This window comes from Colwellia sp. BRX8-9 (assembly GCF_014077245.1).
Taxonomy (GTDB): Bacteria; Pseudomonadota; Gammaproteobacteria; order Enterobacterales; family Alteromonadaceae; genus Colwellia_A.
Genome location: NZ_JACGVN010000007.1, coordinates 21,083 through 44,724, shown reverse-complemented (window position 1 = coordinate 44,724; position 23,642 = coordinate 21,083). Strand labels below are relative to the sequence as shown.

Genomic DNA, 23,642 nt, shown 5'->3' with positions numbered 1-23,642 from the left:
AATCAGTCTCAAAATTGATCTTTGGAACGCTCGCTATACAGAGGGTCATTGAATCAACTGTTGAAACAGGTTAATGGATGAGAAAGTTATAATTTGATAGTGTTAGGTATCAATTTTATCCGGTAAATCGACAAAAAAGCGCTAGACAGGCACGTTGACTTCCATTCTTTGTTGTCAGAATACGGGATCAGTGAATAAAGTAAGGCAACCAGTTTCTAATGTTAGCAATCTCCGCATACCACACGCTTAAAGCCATGCTCGGAGACGGCCATAACACAAAAAATTATCAAACTCTCGAACAACGTATTTTGGTAAGCGTTTATCTTGCTCGGTAAGTGCTTCTTCAAATACCGAAAAATACTGATTAACAAGTTGATACAATAGAGTTATTTCGGGCCGGTGACATTTGTATTGCACCACTTGCTGTAGTGCCAGCGCTTTATTGATTTCTACAACCGCAGTATGTCGAGCTTTCATAAAGCCAAAAATGTTGAGGTGGCCGACTTCAGTTCATTAGACTAATCATTTATTTTAATATGTAGTGAGTCTATTTGAGCTGATTGGCTTTTCGGTATTTACCTTGATAGTCAAAAAGTCTGCTTTTGACACGCCAGTAGAATTTTTGTTTTCTACCAATGACAAAGTCAGGACACGGCAATATGTTAGCTAACTTTAATGCTTGTTCAAGTGTAGTCACTTCAAACGATCCAGTAGAGCCCAGCTGAACACTAATTTTAGCGCTAAGGCGTTTAGAAAAGATATCATTGAACGCTTTAACTTGATTTGGCTTAGTGAAGTCAAAAGAATCATTGAGTTCAACGCCTTCCTCGTCATGGTAAGTGATTTTTAACTTATCAGCTCCCTTATCACTAACTTTCGTTAAATTAAGACCTGCGCAACGAATAATTTTTGAATCTTTAAGTTGCAGTGCCTTTTTTAACATATCATCGGGATCAACCAAGACTTCATGACACTGTAAACAGTTACGAGCAGCTATGTCATTTTCACCACCGCAGTGAGGGCATTCTTTAAATACAAAACGATAGTTACATTGGCTCTCTGACCCTTGTTCTTCAATTAGGCCTTGGCATCGTCGGCCGTAGTGTTCCACTAAATAACCATCATCATCACAAATGCCCCAAAATAAATTGGGAAATTCACAACTTGGGCAAATAACTTGCACCGGCTGACTTTTACTATTCGGCTTTTTCTCACCGACTTCGGGATGATAGAGGTCAAAATCATTGCCCGTATAGTCAATGACCAAGCAATCTTTTTTGTTATCACTCAAACGCAGACCACGACCGATGATTTGCTGATAGAGACTAACTGATTGTGTTGGACGTAATATCGCAATCATATCGACATGCGGTGCGTCAAAGCCAGTGGTTAATACTGAAACATTAACCAGGTATTTAATTTCTTTACGCTTGAATGCCTTAATTAACTTATCGCGTTCAGTATTGTCGGTAGCACCGGTAATTAAAGCACTCAATTTGGCGGGTAAATAACTAAAGACTTCCTTTGCATGCTCAACTGTAGCGGCAAATATCATAATACCTTGACGTTTATAGCCTAACTCAATGACCTGCTCAATAATGCCTTGAGTCACCCGGGGATTTTTATTTAATAGATGATTGATATCAGTAGGACTATATTCACCAGAGGCGTTTGCTCGCAGGCGACTAAAATCATAATGCTCTATGGTGGCATCGACTAAATTAGGTTCGGTTAAATACTGGCGTTTAATTAAGTAACGAAGGGGTAGTTCATAAATACAGTGCTCAAAAGGTCGTTTTTCTTCACTTCGCATGAAACCACGGTAATGTTTTTTATAAATCCAGCCCATACCTAAACGATAAGGGGTTGCGGTTAAACCCAATAATTTAACATCGGGATTAACTTGCATCAATTTTTCAATAATTTGTTGATACTGGTTAGTATTGGACAGCTTGCTTGCTTTTTCTTGTGTTTGCTCTTTGGGCTCCCCTTTAGCTTCGTCTTTAACCAGCTCAGTGCTGGCTAAGTTAACTCTATGGCATTCATCAATAATAATTAAGGAGTAGGGCTCACTAAAGTCATCTAAATTGCGAGCTGCCGATTGTATGCTGGCGAACGTGACTTGGTGCTGAGTTTCTTTCAGTTTTAATCCAGCCGAATAAATACCGGCGGTAACACCATAGCTTTCATATTTTTGATGATTTTGCTCGACCAATTCTTTGACATGGGTGAGTACCAGTATTTTTCGCTTTGCCAACCGAGCAAGCTCGGCAATTACCAAACTTTTACCTGAGCCTGTAGGTAAAACAATCACCGCAGATTCGTTGGTTTTTCGAAAGTGTTTAAGCACCGCCGAAACAGCTTCTTGTTGATAATCTCTAAGTTGAAAAACTTCCACGCAGTGCTGTTGCCTTAATAGGGAAATGAAAACAGCCATAATAGCAAAGTAGTGGATAAGTCCAAAATTTAAAACCAACTTTAAACCTTGATTAGTTTGTAGCAGTTAATCTAATAGTAGGGTTTAATAAAAGACTAATATGCTGCGCATTACTGGGAACACCACTGAGGTAATTGAGCCCTAATATGATTTTTTTGCAAAAAGTTATACAAAGTAGTACTGATAGGTAACTTTACAGTCTCTTCTTAGTAACTAGGGAGTACTTCATAAAAATCAAACAGACAATTTATCTGTTTAATTTCTTATCTATAATGATCATGAGTTTACTCTAGTGGAAATTTATTGAATAAAACCAGTGCCCATAGACGTCCCATTCTTCACACAAAATATAGAAAAACCGATAATTAAAAGATTATGGTTTTTTGTTTTATAGCGCTCAAATCTCTATAGCAAGGGGTATATAAACAAGAAGTTATGAACGCACGAAGCTTTTGCATTTTAGTAATATATGAAAGTTGAACAAATGAATGTTAGGAAAGGATTTACAATCGATCTTAAACGACTAGGTTACCCTAATGTTTGGTGGTGTATTTATCTATCTCTTAAAATGCTTAAAATTAGGCTAAAAAATTGTGAGAGTTAGAAGTATTACCTCCACAACATATTATTATTGCTAACATAAGAGAAAGGTATAAAAATTGAAAATTAGCATAAATTATTAATTCAGGTATCATGTACCGAAGGTGTTATTAAATTATAATTTTTTTAGTTATGCTTTAGTGTCGTGTTTTTTAACAGTTATCAAAAATGAAGTTTATATTTGAATATTAGCCATTGAATTAAATAGGGTTTTATTTTTGGTGTATATCTTGCATACCACAAGTGTCTTGAAGTAAATGTCGTTATGCGACATCAAATTATTAACCCATTAAGGGCTTAAGGAAGTTGTATGAGTTCTAAAATCATAAATATTGTTGTAGTTTGTGTGTTATCTCTTTTTGTTGCCGATAGAGCAAATGCGGGATTAATTATTGGTGATCTTTATTCTGACGATACTGGTATCCAATGGGAGTATATAGGTTCTTTTGATGTAACTGGTGGTGATGATTATAGTCTTAAACCTGCTACTTATAATGGTATTGAGGCCGCAGAATTTATCTTTGGTCAACCTACAATTCCAGTATCATACGCTTTAAGTACAAACGTAATTACTGATTATACTAATATTGAAGATTATATTGTTAATAAAGAAGCTTTTTACCAGCAATATCGAATAGCTGGTGTTACATCATACGATCAAGCCAGAGCAACTAATCTAGCTGGTGGTATTGGTTATGACGCTGAGGGTGATGTTTCAGCATACGTTTATGATAGAGCGTTTGAAGGAATATACTTTAATTATGTATTTAAATCAGTGACTACTTCAGTGCCCGAACCATCAACAATTGCTATTTTCTCACTTGCTTTAATTGGATTAGTCTCTCGTAGGTTCAAAAACTAATAATTTTATTATCATAATCAAGGCGGTGTCACTCGATACCGCCATTGTTACAGAACATTAATATCTATTTTGCATGTATTATCTCTATAAATAACATCTATTTAACTGAGATACAGACCCTATACATTGAATCATTATTGTAAGATTAAGTTTTATAATATTTCTGTATTAAAACTTAATCTTTTTATTTAATTTATCTGTTAATCAATTCATTAGAAGACCACCTAAAATACATTGTCTTTAGTCTAAATACTTGTAATATGTAACCCCATAAGTATGTTTACAGTTATCAATCAGCTGCAGTATTTTTAGATTGTCTAGAGTATGTGGTAAGCCAAATCATTAGGAAGTTGTTTATGGAAAACTATACCAACCCAAAAAGTGCACAAGTCATTAATGTTAAAGGTGAAATTCACACCGATGTGGCTGTAGATACTCTATTACAAGTTGGTGATGTCGTTAAAGCAGGCGCCGTTCTTAATTTAATCAAAGGCAGTGAAATTTTATTAGCTTATGCTGATGGAAGTCAGCATAAAGTCTACAGCTACGAAGCTGAGTCGGTAAATGAAATTCGTGTAGATATAATTTCTCCTGATAACAATACAGAAAGTGTTGATAGTGAAGATATCAATAATATTCAGAATGAAATTTCAGCAATTCAAGATTTAATTGATGCTGATATTGATGCTGAGCTTCCTGAAACAACAGCTGGTCTTACTAGTAATGAAGGTACAAGTTTTGTCACGGTAAACAGAACAGGCGATGAAACGTTAGCGCAGGCTGGATACGATACAACAGAACAAAATAATATTTTTGTCTTACCCGGTGATTTAGATAACGAAAATAATAATGATAACTTTGCCTTATTTGATGCTGATGAAAATGTCACTGTAGCAGAAGATACATCAGCCACAGGTAATGTGCTAGATAATGGTGCCAGCGCAGGCGGCCCATTAAGTGTGATTAACTTTAGCATTGATGGTAATACTTTCGATGCGGGCGAGACAATTAATCTAGTAGAGGGTGAATTTACCTTAAATGCAGACGGTAGCTATACCTTCATACCTGCTGATAATTTTAATGGCACTGTGCCCGTGGTCAATTACACCGTTACTGATGGTGCAGGTAATACGGATAGTTCTACTTTAACGATTTTAGTAACACCCGTATCAGATCTTACTGATGCGGATGAATCTGTTACAACAGCTGAAGATACCCCTATTTCTGGCAATGTACTTAATAATGCTGAAACTGCAGATGGTCCTCTGACTATAACGAGCTTTAGTGTTGATGGTAATACTTTTAATCCAGGTGATACGGTTACTCTCACTGAAGGTGAGTTAACCTTAAATGCAGATGGTAGTTACACCTTTATACCAAATGACAATTTCAACGGCAGTGTACCCGTGGTCAGCTACACCGTTACTGACGGTGCGGGTGATACCGATAGTTCTACGCTAACAATTTCAGTAACACCGTTATCAGATCTTACTGATGATAATGAATCCGTCACAACAGCTGAAGATACCCCAGTCTCTGGAAACGTTCTAGATAATGCAGCAACTGCAGATGGACCATTAACCGTAACCAGCTTTACTGTTAATGGAAATACTTTCAATGCAGGTGATACGGTAACTCTCACTGAAGGCGAACTCACTTTAAATGCCGATGGTAGTTATACCTTCACACCCAATGATAACTTCAATGGTGCTGTGCCCGTGGTCAGCTACACCGTTACTGATGGTGCCGGTGATACAGATAGTTCTACCTTAACGATTTCAGTAACACCTGTATCAGATCTTACTGATGACAATGAATCTGTTACAACAGCTGAAGATACCCCAGTCTCTGGTAACGTTTTGGATAATGCAGCAACTGCAGATGGACCATTAACCGTAACGAGTTTTACTGTTGATGGAAATACGTATAATGCTGGTGATACCGTTACTCTCGCTGAAGGTGAACTCACTTTAAATGCCGATGGTAGTTACACTTTTACACCAAATGACAATTTCAATGGTGCTGTTCCTGTAATTACTTATACCGTCACAGATGGTGCCGGTGATACGGATAGTTCTACCTTAACGATTTCAGTAACACCCGTATCAGATCTTATTGATGATAATGAGTCTGTTACAACAGCTGAAGATACCCCAGTCTCTGGTAACGTTTTAGATAATGCAGCAACTGCAGATGGACCATTAACCGTAACGAGTTTTACTGTTGATGGGAATACGTATAATGCTGGTGATACGGTTACTCTCACTGAAGGTGAGTTAACCTTAAATGCAGATGGTAGTTACACCTTTATACCAAATGACAATTTCAACGGCAGTGTACCCGTGGTCAGCTACACCGTTACTGACGGTGCAGGTGATACCGATAATTCTACGCTAACAATTTCAGTAACACCGTTATCAGATCTTACTGATGACAATGAATCTGTTACAACAGCTGAAGATACCGCAGTCTCTGGTAACGTTTTGGATAATGCAGCAACTGCAGATGGACCATTAACCGTAACGAGTTTTACTGTTGATGGGAATACGTATAATGCTGGTGATACCGTTACTCTCGCTGAAGGTGAACTCACTTTAAATGCCGATGGTAGTTACACTTTTACACCCAATGACAATTTCAATGGTGCTGTGCCCGTGGTCAGCTACATCGTAACTGATGGTGCAGGTGATACGGATAGTTCTACCTTAACGATTTCAGTAACACCCGTATCAGATCTTATTGATGATAATGAATCTGTTACAACAGCTGAGGATACAGCAGTCTCTGGTAATGTTCTAGATAATGCAGCAACTGCAGACGGACCATTAACCGTAACCAGCTTTAACGTTGATGGGAATACTTATAATACAGGTGATACGGTTACTCTCACTGAAGGTGAATTAACTTTAAATACCGATGGTAGTTACACTTTTACACCAAATGACAATTTCAATGGTGCTGTTCCTGTAATTACTTATACCGTCACAGATGGTGCCGGTGATACCGAAAGTTCTACTCTAACAATTTCAGTAACACCCGTATCAGATCTTAATGATGACAATGAATCTGTTACAACAGCTGAAGATACCCCAGTATCTGGTAATGTGCTTAATAACGCCGACAGCGTAGATGGACCACTCACGGTAACGAGCTTTACTGTTGATGGTGATACTTATAATGCAGGTGAAACGGTAAGTCTTGCTGAAGGCGAGTTAACTTTAAATACTGATGGTAGTTACACTTTTACACCGAACGATAACTTTAACGGTGCCGTGCCAGTGATCAGCTACACCGTTATTGATGGTGCTGGTGACACAGAAGTTTCTACCTTAACAATTTCAGTGACACCAGTTTCAGATTTAAGTGATGATAGTGAAACGGTCACGATAGCAGAAGATACAACAGCCACAGGCAATGTGTTAGATAATGCTGAAACTGCAGATGGTCCACTAACTGTCACCAGCTTTACTGTTGGTGGGAATACGTACAATGCAGGTGACACGGTTACCCTCACGGAAGGTGAGTTAACTTTAAATGCAGACGGTAGCTACACTTTTACTCCGAATGATAACTTCAATGGTAGTGTGCCCGTTATTACTTATACCGTTACTGATGGTGCTGGTGACACACAGAGCTCTACCTTAACAATTTCAGTGACACCAGTTTCAGATTTAAGTGATGATAGTGAAACGGTCACGATAGCAGAAGATACAACCGCCACAGGCAATGTGTTAGATAATGCTGAAACTGCAGACGGTCCACTAACTGTCACCAGCTTTACTGTTGATGGTAATACTTATAATGCAGGTGACACGGTTACTCTTGCTGAGGGTGAACTCACTTTAAATGCAGATGGTAGTTACACTTTTACACCGAACGATAACTTCAATGGCAGTGTGCCTGTAGTCAGCTACACCGTTACTGATGGTGCCGGTGATACACAGAGTTCTAGTTTAACAATTTTAGTAACACCGGTTTCAGATCTTAATGATGACAATGAATCTGTCACAACAGCTGAAGATACAGGAGTTTCTGGCAATGTGCTTAATAACGCTGACAGCCTTGATGGACCATTAACTGTCACCAGCTTTACTGTTGATGGTAATACTTATAATGCAGGTGAAACGGTAAGTCTTGCTGAAGGCGAGTTAACTTTAAATACTGATGGTAGTTACACTTTTACACCCAATGACAATTTCAACGGTGCTGTGCCAGTGATAAGCTACACCGTTATTGATGGTGCTGGTGACACAGAAATTTCTACCTTAACAATTTCAGTAACACCGATTTCAGATTTAAGTGATGATAGTGAAACTGTCACGATAGCAGAAGATACAATCGCTACAGGTAATGTCCTGGATAACGCAGAAACAGCAGATGGACCATTAACAGTAACGAGTTTTACGGTTGAGGGTAATACGTATAATGCAGGTGATACGGTTACTCTCACTGAAGGTGAGTTAACTTTAAATACCGATGGTAGCTATACTTTTACTCCGAATGATAACTTTAATGGTGCTGTACCCGTTATTACTTATACCGTCACAGATGGTGCCGGTGATACTCAGAGTTCTACCCTAACTATTTCAGTGACACCGGTTTCAGATCTAAGTGATGATAATGAAACTGTCACTGTTGCAGAAGATACAACCGCAACAGGTAATGTGCTTGATAATGCTGAAACAGCCGATGGTCCACTCACGGTAACGAGTTTTACTGTTGGTGGGAATACATACAATGCAGGTGATACGGTTACCCTTACGGAAGGTGAGTTAACTTTAAATACCGATGGTAGTTATACCTTCACACCTAATGATAATTTCAACGGTGCTGTGCCTGTTATTACATATACAGTTACCGATGGTGCTGGTGACACTCAGAGTTCTACCCTAACTATTTCAGTGACACCGGTTTCAGATCTAAGTGATGATAGTGAAACTGTTTCTGTTGCAGAAGACACAACTGCCACGGGCAATGTTTTAGACAATGCAGAAACTGCCGATGGTCCAATGACCGTCACCAGGTTTACAGTTGGTGGGAATACGTACAATGCAGGTGACACGGTTACTCTTACGGAAGGTGAGCTCACCTTAAATGCAGACGGTAGCTACACTTTTACACCGAATGATAACTTCAATGGTAGCGTACCCGTTATTACTTATACAGTTACTGATGGTGCTGGTGATACACAGAGCTCTACCTTAACAATTTCAGTAACTCCAGTGTCTGATCTGAGCGACGATAATGAAACTGTCACTGTTGCAGAAGATACAACAGCAACAGGCAATGTTTTAGACAATGCTGAAACAGCAGACGGTCCAATGACCGTCACCAGCTTTAGTGTTGGTGGGAATACGTACAATGCAGGTGATACGGTTACTCTTGCGGAAGGTGAACTCACTTTAAATGCAGACGGTAGCTACACTTTTACACCCAATGACAATTTCAACGGTGCTGTGCCTGTTATTACTTATACCGTTACTGATGGTGCGGGTGATACACAGAGCTCTACCTTAACAATTTCAGTAACTCCAGTGTCAGATTTAAGTGATGATAATGAAACCGTTTCTGTCGCAGAAAATACAACCGCCACAGGCAATGTGTTAGATAATGCTGAAACAGCAGATGCTCCAATGACCGTAACGAGTTTTACTGTTGATGGGAATACGTACAATGCAGGTGACACGGTTACTCTTGCGGAAGGTGAACTCACTTTAAATGCAGACGGTAGCTACACTTTTACACCGAATGACAACTTTAATGGTGCTGTGCCAGTGATCAGTTACACCATTACCGATGGTGCTGGTGACACAGAAATTTCAACTTTAACAATTTCAGTAACACCAGTGTCAGATTTAAGTGATGATAGTGAAACTGTCACGATAGCTGAAGATACAACCGCCACGGGCAATGTGTTAGATAATGCTGAAACAGCAGACGGTCCACTCACGGTAACGAGCTTTACAGTTGGTGGGAATACGTACAATGCAGGTGACACGGTTATTCTCACTGAAGGTGAGTTAACTTTAAATACCGATGGTAGTTATACCTTCACACCTAATGATAATTTCAACGGTGCTGTTCCTGTTATTACATATACAGTTACCGATGGTGCTGGTGACACTCAGAGTTCTACCCTAACTATTTCAGTAACTCCAGTGTCTGATCTGAGCGATGATAGTGAAACTGTCACAATAGCAGAAGATACAACCGCAACAGGTAATGTCCTCGATAACGCAGCAACTGCAGACGGTCCTTTAACTGTTACAAGCTTTACGGTTGGTGGGAATACGTACAATGCAGGTGATACGGTTACCCTTACGGAAGGTGAGTTAACTTTAAATACTGATGGTAGTTACATTTTTACACCGAATGATGATTTCAACGGTGCTGTACCCGTTATTACTTATACCGTTACAGATGGTGCTGGTGATACCGAAAGTTCTACGCTAACAATTTCAGTAACTCCAGTTTCAGATTTAAGTGATGATAATGAAACCGTTTCTGTCGCAGAAGATACAACCGCCACAGGCAATGTTTTAGACAATGCAGAAACAGCAGATGGTCCAATGACCGTCACTAGCTTTACAGTTGGTGGGAATACGTACAATGCAGGTGACACGGTTACTCTCACGGAAGGTGAGCTCACTTTAAATACCGATGGTAGCTATACCTTTACACCGAATGATAACTTCAATGGTGCTGTGCCAGTGATTACTTATACCGTCACAGATGGTGCCGGTGATACTCAGAGTTCTACCTTAATAATTTCAGTAACACCGGTTTCTGATTTAAGTGATGATAGTGAAACTGTCACGATAGCAGAAGACACAACAGCAACAGGCAATGTGTTAGATAATGCTGAAACAGCAGACGGTCCAATGACCGTCACCAGTTTTACTGTTGGTGGGAATACGTATAATTCAGGTGACACGGTTACCCTCACGGAAGGTGAGTTAACTTTAAATGCAGACGGTAGCTACACTTTCACTCCGAATGATAACTTTAATGGTGCTGTTCCTCTAATTACTTACATTGTTACTGACGGTGCAGGTGACACTCAGAGTTCTACCCTAACCATTTCAGTAACACCGGTTTCTGATTTAAGTGATGATAATGAAACTGTCACTGTTGCAGAAGATACAACCGCCACAGGCAATGTTTTAGACAATGCAGAAACAGCAGACGGTCCACTAACTGTCACCAGCTTTACTGTTGATGGTAATACGTACAATGCAGGTGACACGGTAAGTCTTGCTGAAGGCGAACTCACTTTAAATGCAGATGGTAGTTATACTTTTATACCGAATGATAACTTTAATGGTGCTGTACCCGTTATTACATATACTGTCACAGATGGTGCTGGTGATACCGAAAGTTCTACGCTAACAATTTCAGTGACACCAGTTTCTGATCTGAGCGATTATAATGAGAATGTCACTGTCGCAGAAGATACAACCGCAACAGGTAATGTCCTTGATAATGCTGAAACAGCCGATGGTCCACTCACGGTAACGAGCTTTACGGTTGGTGGGAATACGTATAATGCAGGTGATACCGTTATTCTCACTGAAGGTGAGTTAACTTTAAATACTGATGGTAGTTATACCTTCACACCTAATGATAATTTCAACGGTGCTGTTCCTGTTATTACATATACAGTTACCGATGGTGCTGGTGACACTCAGAGTTCTACCCTAACTATTTCAGTGACACCGGTTTCAGATCTGAGTGATGATAGTGAAACGGTTACGATAGCAGAAGATACAACAGCAACAGGTAATGTCCTCGATAACGCAGCAACTGCAGACGGTCCTTTAACTGTTACAAGCTTTACTGTTGGTGGGAATACGTACAATGCAGGTGACACGGTAAGTCTTGCTGAAGGCGAACTCACTTTAAATGCAGATGGTAGTTATACTTTTATACCGAATGATAATTTCAACGGTGCTGTACCTGTTATTACTTATACTGTCACAGATGGTGCCGGTGATACCGAAAGTTCTACGCTAACAATTTCAGTGACACCAGTTTCTGATCTAAGTGACGATAATGAAACCGTAAGTGTCGCAGAAGATGCAACTGCTACAGGTAATGTCCTCGATAATGCAGAAACAGCAGACGGTCCAATGACCGTCACTAGCTTTACTGTTGGTGGGAATACCTACAATGCAGGTGATACGGTTACTCTTACGGAAGGCGAGTTAACTTTAAATACCGATGGTAGTTACACTTTTACACCGAACGATAACTTCAATGGTGCTGTGCCTGTGATTACTTATACCGTCACAGATGGTGCTGGTGATACACAGAGTTCTACCCTAACTATTTCAGTGACACCCGTGTCTGATCTAAGTGATGATAGTGAAACTGTTACGATAGCTGAAGATACAATTGCTACAGGTAATGTCCTCGATAACGCAACAACTGCAGACGGTCCACTAACTGTTACAAGCTTTACGGTTGGTGGGAATACCTATAATGCAGGTGATACCGTTACTCTTACGGAAGGCGAGTTAACTTTAAATACCGATGGTAGTTATACCTTCACACCAAATGACAATTTCAACGGTGCTGTGCCTGTGATCAGCTACACCGTTACTGATGGTGCCGGTGATACCGAAAGTTCTACACTAACAATTTCAGTGACACCGTTTTCTGATTTAACTGATGATAGTGAAACGGTCACGATAGCTGAAGATACTATTGCTTCAGGTAATGTGCTTGATAATGCTGAAACAGCAGACGGTCCAATGACTGTCACCAGCTTTACTGTTGGTGGGAATACGTATAATTCAGGTGATACCGTTACTCTTACGGAAGGCGAACTCACTTTAAATGCAGACGGTAGTTACACTTTTACACCGAATGATAACTTCAATGGCAGTGTGCCAGTGATCAGTTACACCATTACCGATGGTGCTGGTGACACAGAAATTTCAACTTTAACAATTTCAGTAACACCTTTATCAGATCTTACTGATGACAATGAATCTGTTACAACAGCTGAAGACACAACCGCAACAGGCAATGTCCTCGATAATGCTGAAACAGCAGACGGTCCACTAACCGTAACGAGTTTTACTGTTGGTGGTAATACATATAGTGCAGGTGACACCGTTACCCTCACTGAAGGTGAGTTAACTTTAAATACCGATGGTAGTTATACCTTTACACCTAATGACAATTTCAACGGTGCTGTTCCTGTAATTACTTACATTGTTACTGACGGTGCAGGTGATACACAGACTTCTACCTTAACGATTTCAGTAACTCCAGTTTCTGATCTGAGCGATGATAATGAAACTGTCACTGTTGCAGAAGATACAACAGCCACAGGTAATGTGCTTGATAATGCTGAAACTGCTGATGGTCCACTCACGGTAACGAGTTTTACTGTTGGTGGGAATACGTACAATGCAGGTGATACGGTTACTCTTGCGGAAGGTGAACTCACTTTAAATACCGATGGTAGTTACACTTTCACTCCGAATGATAACTTTAATGGTGCTGTTCCTCTAATTACTTACATTGTTACTGACGGTGCAGGTGACACTCAGAGTTCTACCCTAACCATTTCAGTAATACCGGTTTCTGATTTAAGTGATGATAGTGAAACTGTCACGATAGCTGAAGATACAATTGCTACAGGTAATGTGCTTGATAATGCAGAAACTGCTGATGGTCCACTCACGGTAACGAGTTTTACTGTTGGTGGGAATACGTACAATGCAGGTGACACGGTTACTCTTACGGAAGGTGAACTCACTTTAAATACCGATGGTAGTTACACTTTCACTCCGAATGATAACTTTAATGGTGCTGTTCCTCTAATTACTTACATTGTTACTGACGGTGCAGGTGACACTCAGAGCTCTACCTTAACAATTTCAGTGACACCAGTTTCAGATTTAAGTGATGATAGTGAAACTGTCACGATAGATGAAGACACAACCGCCACAGGCAATGTCCTTGATAATGCAGAAACAACAGACGGTCCAATGACCGTCACCAGCTTTACTGTTGGTGGGAATACATACAATGCAGGTGATACGGTTACCCTTGCTGAAGGTGAAATTACCTTAAATGCAGATGGTAGTTACACTTTTACACCAAATGATAACTTCAATGGTAGCGTACCCGTTATTACTTATACCGTTACTGATGGTGCTGGTGATACACAGAGCTCTACCTTAACAATTTCAGTAACTCCAGTGTCTGATCTGAGCGACGATAATGAAACTGTCACTGTTGCAGAAGATACAACAGCAACAGGCAATGTTTTAGACAATGCTGAAACAGCAGACGGTCCAATGACCGTCACCAGCTTTAGTGTTGGTGGGAATACGTACAATGCAGGTGATACGGTTACTCTTGCGGAAGGTGAACTCACCTTAAATGCAGACGGTAGCTACACTTTTACACCCAATGACAACTTCAACGGTGCCGTGCCAGTGATCAGTTACACCATTACCGATGGTGCTGGTGACACAGAAATTTCAACTTTAACAATTTCAGTAACTCCAGTGTCAGATTTAAGTGATGATAGTGAAACTGTCACGATAGCTGAAGATACAACCGCCACGGGCAATGTGTTAGATAATGCTGAAACAGCAGACGGTCCAATGACCGTCACCAGCTTTACTGTTGATGGTAATACATATAGTGCAGGTGACACCGTTACCCTCACCGAAGGTGAGTTAACTTTAAATGCAGATGGTAGTTATACTTTTACACCTAATGACAATTTCAACGGTGCTGTGCCAGTGATTACTTATATTGTTACTGACGGTGCAGGTGACACTCAGAGTTCTACCCTAACTATTTCAGTGACTCCAGTGTCAGATTTAACTGATGATAGTGAAACCGTCTCTGTAGCAGAAGATACAACTGCCACAGGTAATGTGTTAGATAATGCTGAAACTGCAGACGGTCCTTTAACTGTTACAAGCTTTACGGTTGGTGGGAATACCTACAATGCAGGTGATACGGTTACCCTCACCGAAGGTGAGTTAACTTTAAATACCGATGGTAGTTACACTTTTACACCCAATGACAACTTTAACGGTGCTGTGCCAGTGATCAGTTACACCATTACCGATGGTGCTGGTGACACAGAAATTTCTACTTTAACAATTTCAGTGACTCCAGTGTCAGATTTAACTGATGATAGTGAAACTGTCACGATAGCTGAAGATACAATTGCTACAGGTAATGTCCTCGATAACGCAGCAACTGCAGACGGTCCATTAACTGTTACAAGCTTTACGGTTGGTGGGAATACGTATAATGCAGGTGATACCGTTATTCTCACTGAAGGTGAGTTAACTTTAAATACCGATGGTAGTTATACCTTCACACCTAATGATAATTTCAACGGTGCTGTTCCTGTTATTACATATACAGTTACCGATGGTGCCGGAGATACACAGAGCTCTACACTAACAATTTCAGTGACACCGGTTTCAGATTTAAGTGATGATAGTGAAACTGTCACGATAGCTGAAGATACAACCGCCACGGGCAATGTGTTAGATAATGCTGAAACAGCAGACGGTCCAATGACCGTCACCAGCTTTACTGTTGGTGGGAATACGTATAATGCAGGTGATACCGTTACTCTCACTGAAGGTGAGTTAACTTTAAATACCGATGGTAGTTACACTTTTACACCGAATGATAACTTTAATGGCAGTGTGCCAGTGATCAGCTACACCATTACCGATGGTGCCGGTGATACCGATGTGTCGACCTTAACGATTGCGGTCACGCCGGTGAACGATCCACCAGTTGCGGCTGATGATAATTTTAGTGTTAACGAAGGCGAAATCGTCAGTGGCAATGTGATCAGCCATGATGACGGCGATGGCGTGATGGATAACGATGGTGGCGATGGTGCTAGTCTGAGCGTGACTCAAGTCAATGGCGTTGATTTAGTCTTTGATCCATTAACGGGTGAAGCCCGTGTAGATATCAAAGATGGTTTTATCTTAATCAAGGCTGATGGCAGTTTCACTTACACCCACAATGGTAACGATCTAGTAGGTGCACCACCAAGCTTTAATTATACTTTAAGTGATGGTACGGATGTTGATACCGGTACTGTGACAATCGCAGTAACACCAGTGAACGATCCACCGGTTGCAGAAGATGACGGCTTTAATATTGATGAAGGGGAAAGCGTTTCAGGCAATATTATACTTCATCACGATGGTGATGGTGTTATCGATACTGATGGTGGTGACGGTTCAACATTAGTGATAACTCATATTAATGGCGTCGAACTAAGCTTTGGAACAGATGGCTTTGCTATTATTAATGTCGAAGGGGGTATTTTAAGTATTAATGCTAGTGGCGACTTTACTTATCAAAATAGTGAAGGCTATGTTTTAGACGCTACTCCACCAAGTTTTGAATACACTTTAACTGATGGTATTGATAGCGATACAGCCAATGTAATTATTACTGTTAATGACTCTGCTCCAGTTGCTGTCGATGACAATAATTACATTATATACCGCGAAAAGGATGGGAAATCAAGGATCGAAGGTATCCGAGGAAATGTCATAAGTAAAGGTAGTTCTGGAGATAATCAGGATACCTCAGTTGATGGAACCGTAACCTTAATTCAATTTGAATTTGAAGGCCAAGTATACATTTTTGATACTAACAATACTTCTTACATTATAGATACGGGGTTTGGTATTTTTACTATGTATGATACAGGGAAGTATAACTTCATTTTAGCTTCAGGGACTGATGTTAATACTATTCCTACATCGATTGAATTCGTTTACACCATCCAAGATGGTGATACCGCCAATCCTGAAACAGATAATGCGACTCTAACCATTTATTTTGAAAGTGCAAATACTAACAACGCCAACGATACTAATGATGAGAGCTCTGCTTTATCTAACGGCGAACTTATCGACTTGTCTTTTAGTGAATCTGCTACCAGCCAAAGTCTAGGCAATCAAGGTTCAAATCTTGCAACTGATTATGATTTAAGTGATCTTTTGGTGCAAAGCCAGAGTGAAACTTTTATGTTTGATGAATTTTCGCAAAGTGACTTAAATACAGATCAAGAAAGTGAAGTTACAGTTATCTATGCAGACGAAAACTTGACCTTAGAAAATATTGATCAGGTCGACGCGCTTTCAAATACTGAAACAATAATCACCAATAATTTCTTAAATAAAGGTGTAACATTGAACAGTGATGCGTCATCAGAAATTGTGCCATTGCCCATTGAACTCGACACTTCAGACCAGATATGATTAAGTCGAGTAAATTAAGTAGCAAAACATAACAAGTACAATGAGCTAATGATGAGATGTACTTTCCAACATCATTAGCTTATTGGCTTTTTTAAGGGATAACATACTAGGTGCAATCAACAGTGCAACAGTCAACTCAATGGACAATTAACGCTTCACAAAAGTTAAGTTCAGACCCTCTGTTAGACAGTTTAGTGCTTATAACAGAGCATTATGGTAACCCGTGCTCTCCTGAAGCGCTTGCGGCTGGTTTACCACTTACTGGTGCTAATCTTACACCAGAGCTGTTACCTCAAGCAGCATCTCGCGCAGGGTTAAGTGCAAAATTAGTGCGTAAAGGCTTGAATGAATTACCCTCAATGTTGTTACCTTGTATTTTGATGCTAAAAGATAAAAAAGCCTTAGTATTACAAGAACTCGATATTGAAAAAAATATAGCAACAGTTTCTTTACCTGAAACTGGCGGTGAAGAACAGTTAACAATAGAGGAATTAGAATCGAGTTTTGTTGGCTATTTATTTTTAATAAAGCAGCAATATCGCGGTGATAGAAATTTCGATGTTCATCTTAATAGTTCAAAAGAACATTGGTTATGGCAGAAAATTAAGAATACTTCATCGATATACCGAGATGTAATTATTGCGTCAGTAATGATCAATGTTTTTGCTCTGGTATCACCACTTTTTGTGATGAACATTTATGACAAAGTGATACCTAATCTCGCTTTTGAATCGCTTTGGGTACTCGCCATTGGTGCCGGTGTCGCTTATATTTTTGATTTTATTTTAAAACAACTTCGTGGTTATCTAATTGATGTTGCAGGCAAGAAAATTGATATTGAAGTTTCTTCAAAATTATTTGCTAAAGTGATTGGTATACCGCTTGAAAAACGCTCGCCAAGTGTCGGTGGAATGGCAAAGCAGCTGAGTGAATTTGACAGTGTTAGAGAGTTTTTGTCTTCTGCGACAATAAGTGCCTTAGTTGACTTACCTTTTGCTGTGCTTTTTATGTTTTGTATTTGGCTTGTTGCAGGAGACTTAGTGATGTTTCCAATTATTGCCTCAATACTTATCATTGGCTACACATTATTAAATCAATCTAAACTGCGTAAAGCGATAGAAGAAAGTAATAAGTTTTCGGGTTTACGCCATGGACATCTGATTGAGTGTTTAAGCGCTTTAGAATCTATTAAAGCTAATGGCGCAGAAGGTGTTGTGCAAAGAGCTTGGCAGCAAATGGTTGGTCATACCTCGACCTGGTTACTTAAATCTAAAATGATCACTAATTCGGTCTTAAATTTTGCGAGTTTTATTGTACAAATATCAGTAGTCGCCGTTGTAGTGTTAGGTGTCTATCGGGTATCAGAAAACTTAATCTCGATGGGGGGAATTATAGCGGCTGTTATGTTAACCGGTCGTGCTATATCTCCTATTGCTAAGCTTGCTGGCCTAATGACGCGCTCTAATCAAACCTTAAGTGCTTTGAAACAACTTGATACTTTAATGGAGCAAGAAGGCGAATTTGAAGACAAAGCTCATTTGGTTAGTCGAACAAAACTCAGCGGCAATATAAATGCTGAAAATATCAGTTTTAAGTACCCTAATGCAGAAAGTGACTCTTTGCAGCCAATGTCAGTAAAAATTAATCAAGGAGAAAGAATCGCCATTGTTGGCCATAATGGTTCGGGTAAAACAACGCTAGCTAAATTACTATTAGGTCTTTATCAGCCAAGCAAGGGTAGCATTCAATTTGATGGTTTAAATCACCGGCAAATTCACCCTAGTGACTTACGAAAAAACATTGGCTATTTACCACAAGATATTGTCTTATTTCATGGTACCATCCGCGACAATATCCTCTTTGGTACTCGTCAAGTTACTGAGTATCAACTTATTAGAGCGGTTCAATTATCTGGTGTCAGTGCTTTTACCGATCATAATAGTCAAGGCCTTGACCAACAAGTGGGGGAAAGTGGTAGTGCATTATCACGTGGCCAGAGACAGTCAATTGTTTTAGCCAGAGCGATATTAAATTCACCTCAAATATTACTGTTAGATGAGCCAACCGCGAGTCTTGATGCTCGTGCTGAAAAGAAGTTTATTGAAGCAATCAATGCAACGGCAAAAGATCGCACTATGTTATTAATTACCCATAAAATGGATTTATTAAAATTGGTTGACCGAATTCTTGTTTTAGATAAAGGTAAATTGATTATTGATGGTCCAAAAGATAAAGTGTTAGCGCAACTCAAAGGCGAAAACTTAAATCAAGAGGCGAACTTATGAAGGTTAGCCAACAAGACCTAGAAATGGCTGATGATGTATATGGTGCAATGCTAACGGAAGTGCCAAGTTTACATCGGTTAACTATATGGGCAATGGGCGGATTACTTTTTTGTTTTCTTATTTGGTCATATTTTTCTGAACTTCAACAAGTTACTTCAGGAATGGGCAAGGTAATACCATCAACTCAAGTACAAATTATACAAAGTTTAGATGGTGGTGTATTACAAAAACTCTTTGTTCAAGAAGGTATGCAAGTAATTAAAGGGCAACCGATTGCAAGTATTGATGATACTCGCTTTAGATCTGACTTTGCAGAACAAAAACAGGAAGTGAGTAGCCTTAGAGCGAATGTCATTCGCCTTAGAGCTGAGCTTTCCAGTATATTGATTGGTGTTAGCGAAAGTTGGCAACGACAAATAGAAATAAATATAAAAGTACCCGTTTACCCAGACGATTTGCAACAAAACGCTAAGTTTATGGTTGAAAGACAACAAGAAGAGTATTCTGGAAGAATAGATAATTTAATCAATCAATTAGCAATTCAAGCCCAGCAGATACAACAAAGGGAACAAGAAGTTGCTGAATTAGTTTCGAAAATTAATACCTTAAAAATAAGTTATGAGATAGCCAGTAAAGAACTCGACTTAACACGACCGCTTGCAGAAAAAAACATTGTTTCAAAAATCGAACTCTATAAGTTAGAACGTAGCGTGAATGAGCTTAAAGGTGAATTAAGTGCGGTTCGTTTGTTAGCACCAAAATTAAAGTCTGCCATACAAGAGTCAATTTTAAATCGTCGAGAAACAGCACTTGCTTATAGAACAGAAGCGAGATCAGAGCTTAATGAATTAGAGAATAAACTATCTCGAATTAATGAATCACAGGTTGGTGCTCAAGATAAAGTAACGAAAGCATTAATTTTATCGCCGGTTATTGGTACTATTAAAACCATACACATTAATACCTTAGGTGGAGTAGTTAAGCCGGGTGAAACCATAGCTGAAATTGTGCCCACCGAAGATAAATTGATGGTTGAAGCAAAAATTAAGCCCAGAGATATTGCGTTTATTTATCCTGGATTGCCAGCTGTTGTTAAGATCACTGCCTATGACTTTACAAGATATGGCGGGTTAACGGGTAAAGTAGAGCACATAAGTGCCGATACAACACAGGATGAAGAGGGAAACAGTTTTTATCTTATTAGAGTACGTACAGATGCTTCAAGCATTAAGAATAAAAATGGCAAAGAAATGCCAATTATTCCAGGTATGCTAACAGATGTTGATGTTATTACGGGTAAACGAACAATTTTAGAATATATTTTAAACCCCATATTACGGGCGAATGAGGCTGCACTAAGGGAACGGTAAGGCTTGTCTACTAGCAATTAATAATAATAAGAATATGGAGTATTTATAAATAACATTATGTTTAAATTAAATAAAGTAACTATGGTTTGGTGTTTAGGCTTATCGGGATTATATTCCGCTAATAGCTATGCCCAAAGTTTAGAGGCAGCCGTTGCAAACGCACTTGATACACATCCTGATATTCGTCAGACATTTGCACGATTTAAATCTAAAGAAGAAGATGTTAATCGTGCCTCAGCAGGCTATTTTCCAACTATTGATTTAACTGCTGGTTATGGTTATGAATATACAGATACTCCCGGAAATAGACGAAATGCTACCATCGGCGATGACGGTGAAACTGAATTAGCCCGTGGTGAATTTGGTGTTAGTATTAAACAAATTCTTTTTGATGGCATGTACACGAGTAATGAAATAGATAGAACTAAATTCGAAGCGAGCGCTGAGCAATGGACATTAATTGCCAATGCAGAAGATCTTGCTTTACAAGTAGCTAAAGCCTATTTAAATTTTATAAAAACAGATGAGCTTGTTAAATTATCAGCAATAAACATTGCCTCACACCAAGTCATTTATGATCAAATAAAAGAACGTACTGATTCAGGACTGGGTAATATTGCCGACTTGTCTCAAGTTACAGGGCGGCTAGCCCGCGCGCAAGCTAACATGATTTCGGCGCGTAATAATAACCTTGACGCTAGGTCACAATTTATTCGTTTAACGAATACACAACCGAGTAACCTTGTGCTACCAGTACCTGATGCTGATATGTTACCTAAAAATAAAGCAACGGGGTTAACTCTAGCAATAAAACGTCATCCGGTAATTAAAGCTGCTCAGCAAGATATTAATGCGGCTCGTTCATTTAAAAGCTCAATAAACGCTAGGTATTACCCAACCTTATCTTTAGAGCTCGGTGTAAATTCTGACAATGATATTGGTGGTGAAAGTGGTATTAATCGATTTGGCGCTGACGTAGGTGGTCATCGAAATGATGCAACAGCAATGCTGCGCTTACGCTACAACTTTTACTCGGGTGGAAAAGACATTGCTACCGAACGAAGTGCAGCCTATAAAATTTCAGAAGCGCAGGAAATTAATTATAACGCTCACCGTCAAGTTACTGAAAGTTTTGGTCTTTCGTGGAATGCTTTTGAAATGTTAGCTTTACAAAAAACATATCTAAAGCAACATGTTATTACATCTAAAGATACACAGGCAGCCTACAAACAGCAGTTCGATATTGGGCAGCGAAATCTTCTCGATCTGCTTGATACCGAAAATGAATTGTTTCAAGCTCGTAAGGATTACCTTGATGCAGACTTTAATGAATTAAGCGCTCAGTATCGTTTGTTAAATGCAACAGGCCTGCTACTTGATTCATTGAGAGTAACAAGATCATCAAAATGGAAAGGTGAACACGAATACGAACAAGGAGCTTACAATGAATAAGTTATCAATTAAGCCAATAGAAGTTACGGCAAAATATTTAGTGGTCGCTTTTGCAGTATTATTTATTAGTGCTTGTGCTGATACTCCTGTAGTTACATTAGAAGACTCGGTACAGCAGCTTTATGATTTAACTGATTATGACAGTGATGGTGTAGTAAAAGCGCGTGAAAAATGTGATGGGACTTCTATTGGTGCTGCGATTGACAATTATGGTTGTGGTACTCAAACGTCTAAAATAATGCCTTTTAAAATTGATGTTAAATTTGTTAACAATTCTTATCAACTGTCAGACCAAGCAAATGAAGACATCAGTAAGTTAGCAGAACTTCTTAAAATGAATCCGCAAATCAATGTAGTGATTGAAGGGCATAGCAGTAAAGTTGGCGTGGCAAAATTAAATCAAGTGCTGTCAAATAATCGCGCTAAAGCGGTTGCTTTGGTACTAATCAATGATTTTAAAATTAATGAAGAGCGTATCTCTTCAATTGGTTATGGCTTTGAACGCTTAGAAAACTTAGCAGATACTGAACAAGCGCATGCTGAAAATCGTCGTATAATGGCCGAGATATCTCATATAGAAAAAATTGATGATCTCAAATGGACCATTTATACAGTGAACCAAGCTAATTAATTATTAATGAGTAGCATTAGAAGAAGTTCTTTTTTTAAATGGATGGTCATCAAGCCCATCCAAATGCTTCTCATCACCACAATATGTTTAGCGGCTATATTTGCTCAATCTACACAGCCCCTTAATGAAAAAGAAATTGTCTCATCATTAGAAAAAAGTTATGGAGAAAGAGCAGGTAAAAGAGGCAAAGCCTGGTTTAAATTAATGCAACCAAAAGTTCAACATTCACCCTTAGAAACATTACAAGAAGTTAATCAATTCTTTAATATGTTTAGGTTTATTGATGATAGTAAACTTTGGGGGGTGAGCAATTATTGGGCGACACCTATCGAATTTATCGGTGTTAATGGTGGCGATTGCGAAGACTATTCAATTGCTAAATATTTTACCTTATTAGAAATGGGTATTGCGGATGAAAAAATGAGGATCACTATGGTAAAAGCCGTCAATCTTAATCAATACCATATGGTACTCGCTTACTACGAAACGCCTAGTGCCGTACCATTAATTTTAGATAATCTAGACGGTGTTATAAAACCCGCAAATCAGCGCAACGATCTGATCCCTATATATAGTTTTAATGCCAGTCAATTATGGTTGAACAAAGCAAAGGGGCAAGGAATTCTTAGTGGAAAATCATCAAAGCTTAAACTTTGGCGAGACTTAAGACAGCGTATAACTACTTCAAAACTTAAACAACCCAAAATTAAAATGGAGTTTTAAGA

Annotated in this window: 9 protein-coding genes; 7 read left to right on the top strand and 2 right to left on the bottom strand. The window is 39.2% G+C overall.

Going from position 1 to position 23,642, the window contains the following annotated elements; translation table 11 throughout:
* Positions 1–246: 246 nt before the first annotated feature.
* Complete coding sequence (locus tag H4J70_RS07610) at positions 247–477, bottom strand: hypothetical protein (protein ID WP_182250834.1); 231 nt, start codon at positions 475–477, stop codon at positions 247–249.
* 70 nt (positions 478–547) lie between these two features.
* Positions 548–2,437 carry a DEAD/DEAH box helicase gene (locus tag H4J70_RS07605; protein ID WP_182250927.1) on the bottom strand — a complete coding sequence of 630 codons (1,890 nt, stop codon included), beginning with the start codon at positions 2,435–2,437 and terminating at the stop codon, positions 548–550.
* Positions 2,438–3,347: 910 nt separating this feature from the next.
* Here H4J70_RS07605 and H4J70_RS07600 point away from each other — a divergent pair.
* The 7 genes from H4J70_RS07600 to H4J70_RS07570 all read left to right on the top strand — a co-directional run bounded on the left by H4J70_RS07600 (position 3,348) and on the right by H4J70_RS07570 (position 23,640).
* Entirely contained in the window at positions 3,348–3,899 is a 552-nt protein-coding gene (locus tag H4J70_RS07600; RefSeq protein ID WP_182222995.1) for a PEP-CTERM sorting domain-containing protein, read from the top strand.
* Positions 3,900–4,255: 356 nt separating this feature from the next.
* The gene (locus H4J70_RS07595; protein WP_182250833.1) at positions 4,256–17,179 is read left to right on the top strand and encodes a tandem-95 repeat protein; all 12,924 of its coding nucleotides are present in this window, start codon (positions 4,256–4,258) and stop codon (positions 17,177–17,179) included.
* 110 nt (positions 17,180–17,289) lie between these two features.
* The gene (locus H4J70_RS07590) at positions 17,290–19,464 is read left to right on the top strand and encodes a type I secretion system permease/ATPase (RefSeq protein WP_182218377.1); all 2,175 of its coding nucleotides are present in this window, start codon (positions 17,290–17,292) and stop codon (positions 19,462–19,464) included.
* Complete coding sequence (locus H4J70_RS07585) at positions 19,461–20,834, top strand: HlyD family type I secretion periplasmic adaptor subunit (RefSeq protein WP_182218375.1); 1,374 nt, start codon at positions 19,461–19,463, stop codon at positions 20,832–20,834. Before H4J70_RS07590 ends, H4J70_RS07585 begins: the two co-directional genes overlap by 4 nt.
* Positions 20,835–20,891: 57 nt before the next feature.
* Positions 20,892–22,286 carry a TolC family outer membrane protein gene (locus H4J70_RS07580; protein WP_182222905.1) on the top strand — a complete coding sequence of 465 codons (1,395 nt, stop codon included), beginning with the start codon at positions 20,892–20,894 and terminating at the stop codon, positions 22,284–22,286.
* Complete coding sequence (locus tag H4J70_RS07575) at positions 22,279–22,917, top strand: OmpA family protein (RefSeq protein WP_182222906.1); 639 nt, start codon at positions 22,279–22,281, stop codon at positions 22,915–22,917. The genes H4J70_RS07580 and H4J70_RS07575 overlap by 8 nt, the downstream gene beginning before the upstream one ends.
* 63 nt (positions 22,918–22,980) lie before the next feature.
* The gene (locus H4J70_RS07570) at positions 22,981–23,640 is read left to right on the top strand and encodes a transglutaminase-like cysteine peptidase (protein WP_259366455.1); all 660 of its coding nucleotides are present in this window, start codon (positions 22,981–22,983) and stop codon (positions 23,638–23,640) included.
* Positions 23,641–23,642 lie beyond the last annotated feature (2 nt).

Coding starts and splice junctions, on each gene's coding strand:
- H4J70_RS07610 (WP_182250834.1), bottom strand. CDS start 477: ATGAAAGCTCGACATACTGCGGTTGTAGAAATCAATAAAGCGCTGGCA.
- H4J70_RS07605 (WP_182250927.1), bottom strand. CDS start 2,437: ATGGCTGTTTTCATTTCCCTATTAAGGCAACAGCACTGCGTGGAAGTT.
- H4J70_RS07600 (WP_182222995.1), top strand. CDS start 3,348: ATGAGTTCTAAAATCATAAATATTGTTGTAGTTTGTGTGTTATCTCTT.
- H4J70_RS07595 (WP_182250833.1), top strand. CDS start 4,256: ATGGAAAACTATACCAACCCAAAAAGTGCACAAGTCATTAATGTTAAA.
- H4J70_RS07585 (WP_182218375.1), top strand. CDS start 19,461: ATGAAGGTTAGCCAACAAGACCTAGAAATGGCTGATGATGTATATGGT.
- H4J70_RS07580 (WP_182222905.1), top strand. CDS start 20,892: ATGTTTAAATTAAATAAAGTAACTATGGTTTGGTGTTTAGGCTTATCG.
- H4J70_RS07575 (WP_182222906.1), top strand. CDS start 22,279: ATGAATAAGTTATCAATTAAGCCAATAGAAGTTACGGCAAAATATTTA.
- H4J70_RS07570 (WP_259366455.1), top strand. CDS start 22,981: ATGCTTCTCATCACCACAATATGTTTAGCGGCTATATTTGCTCAATCT.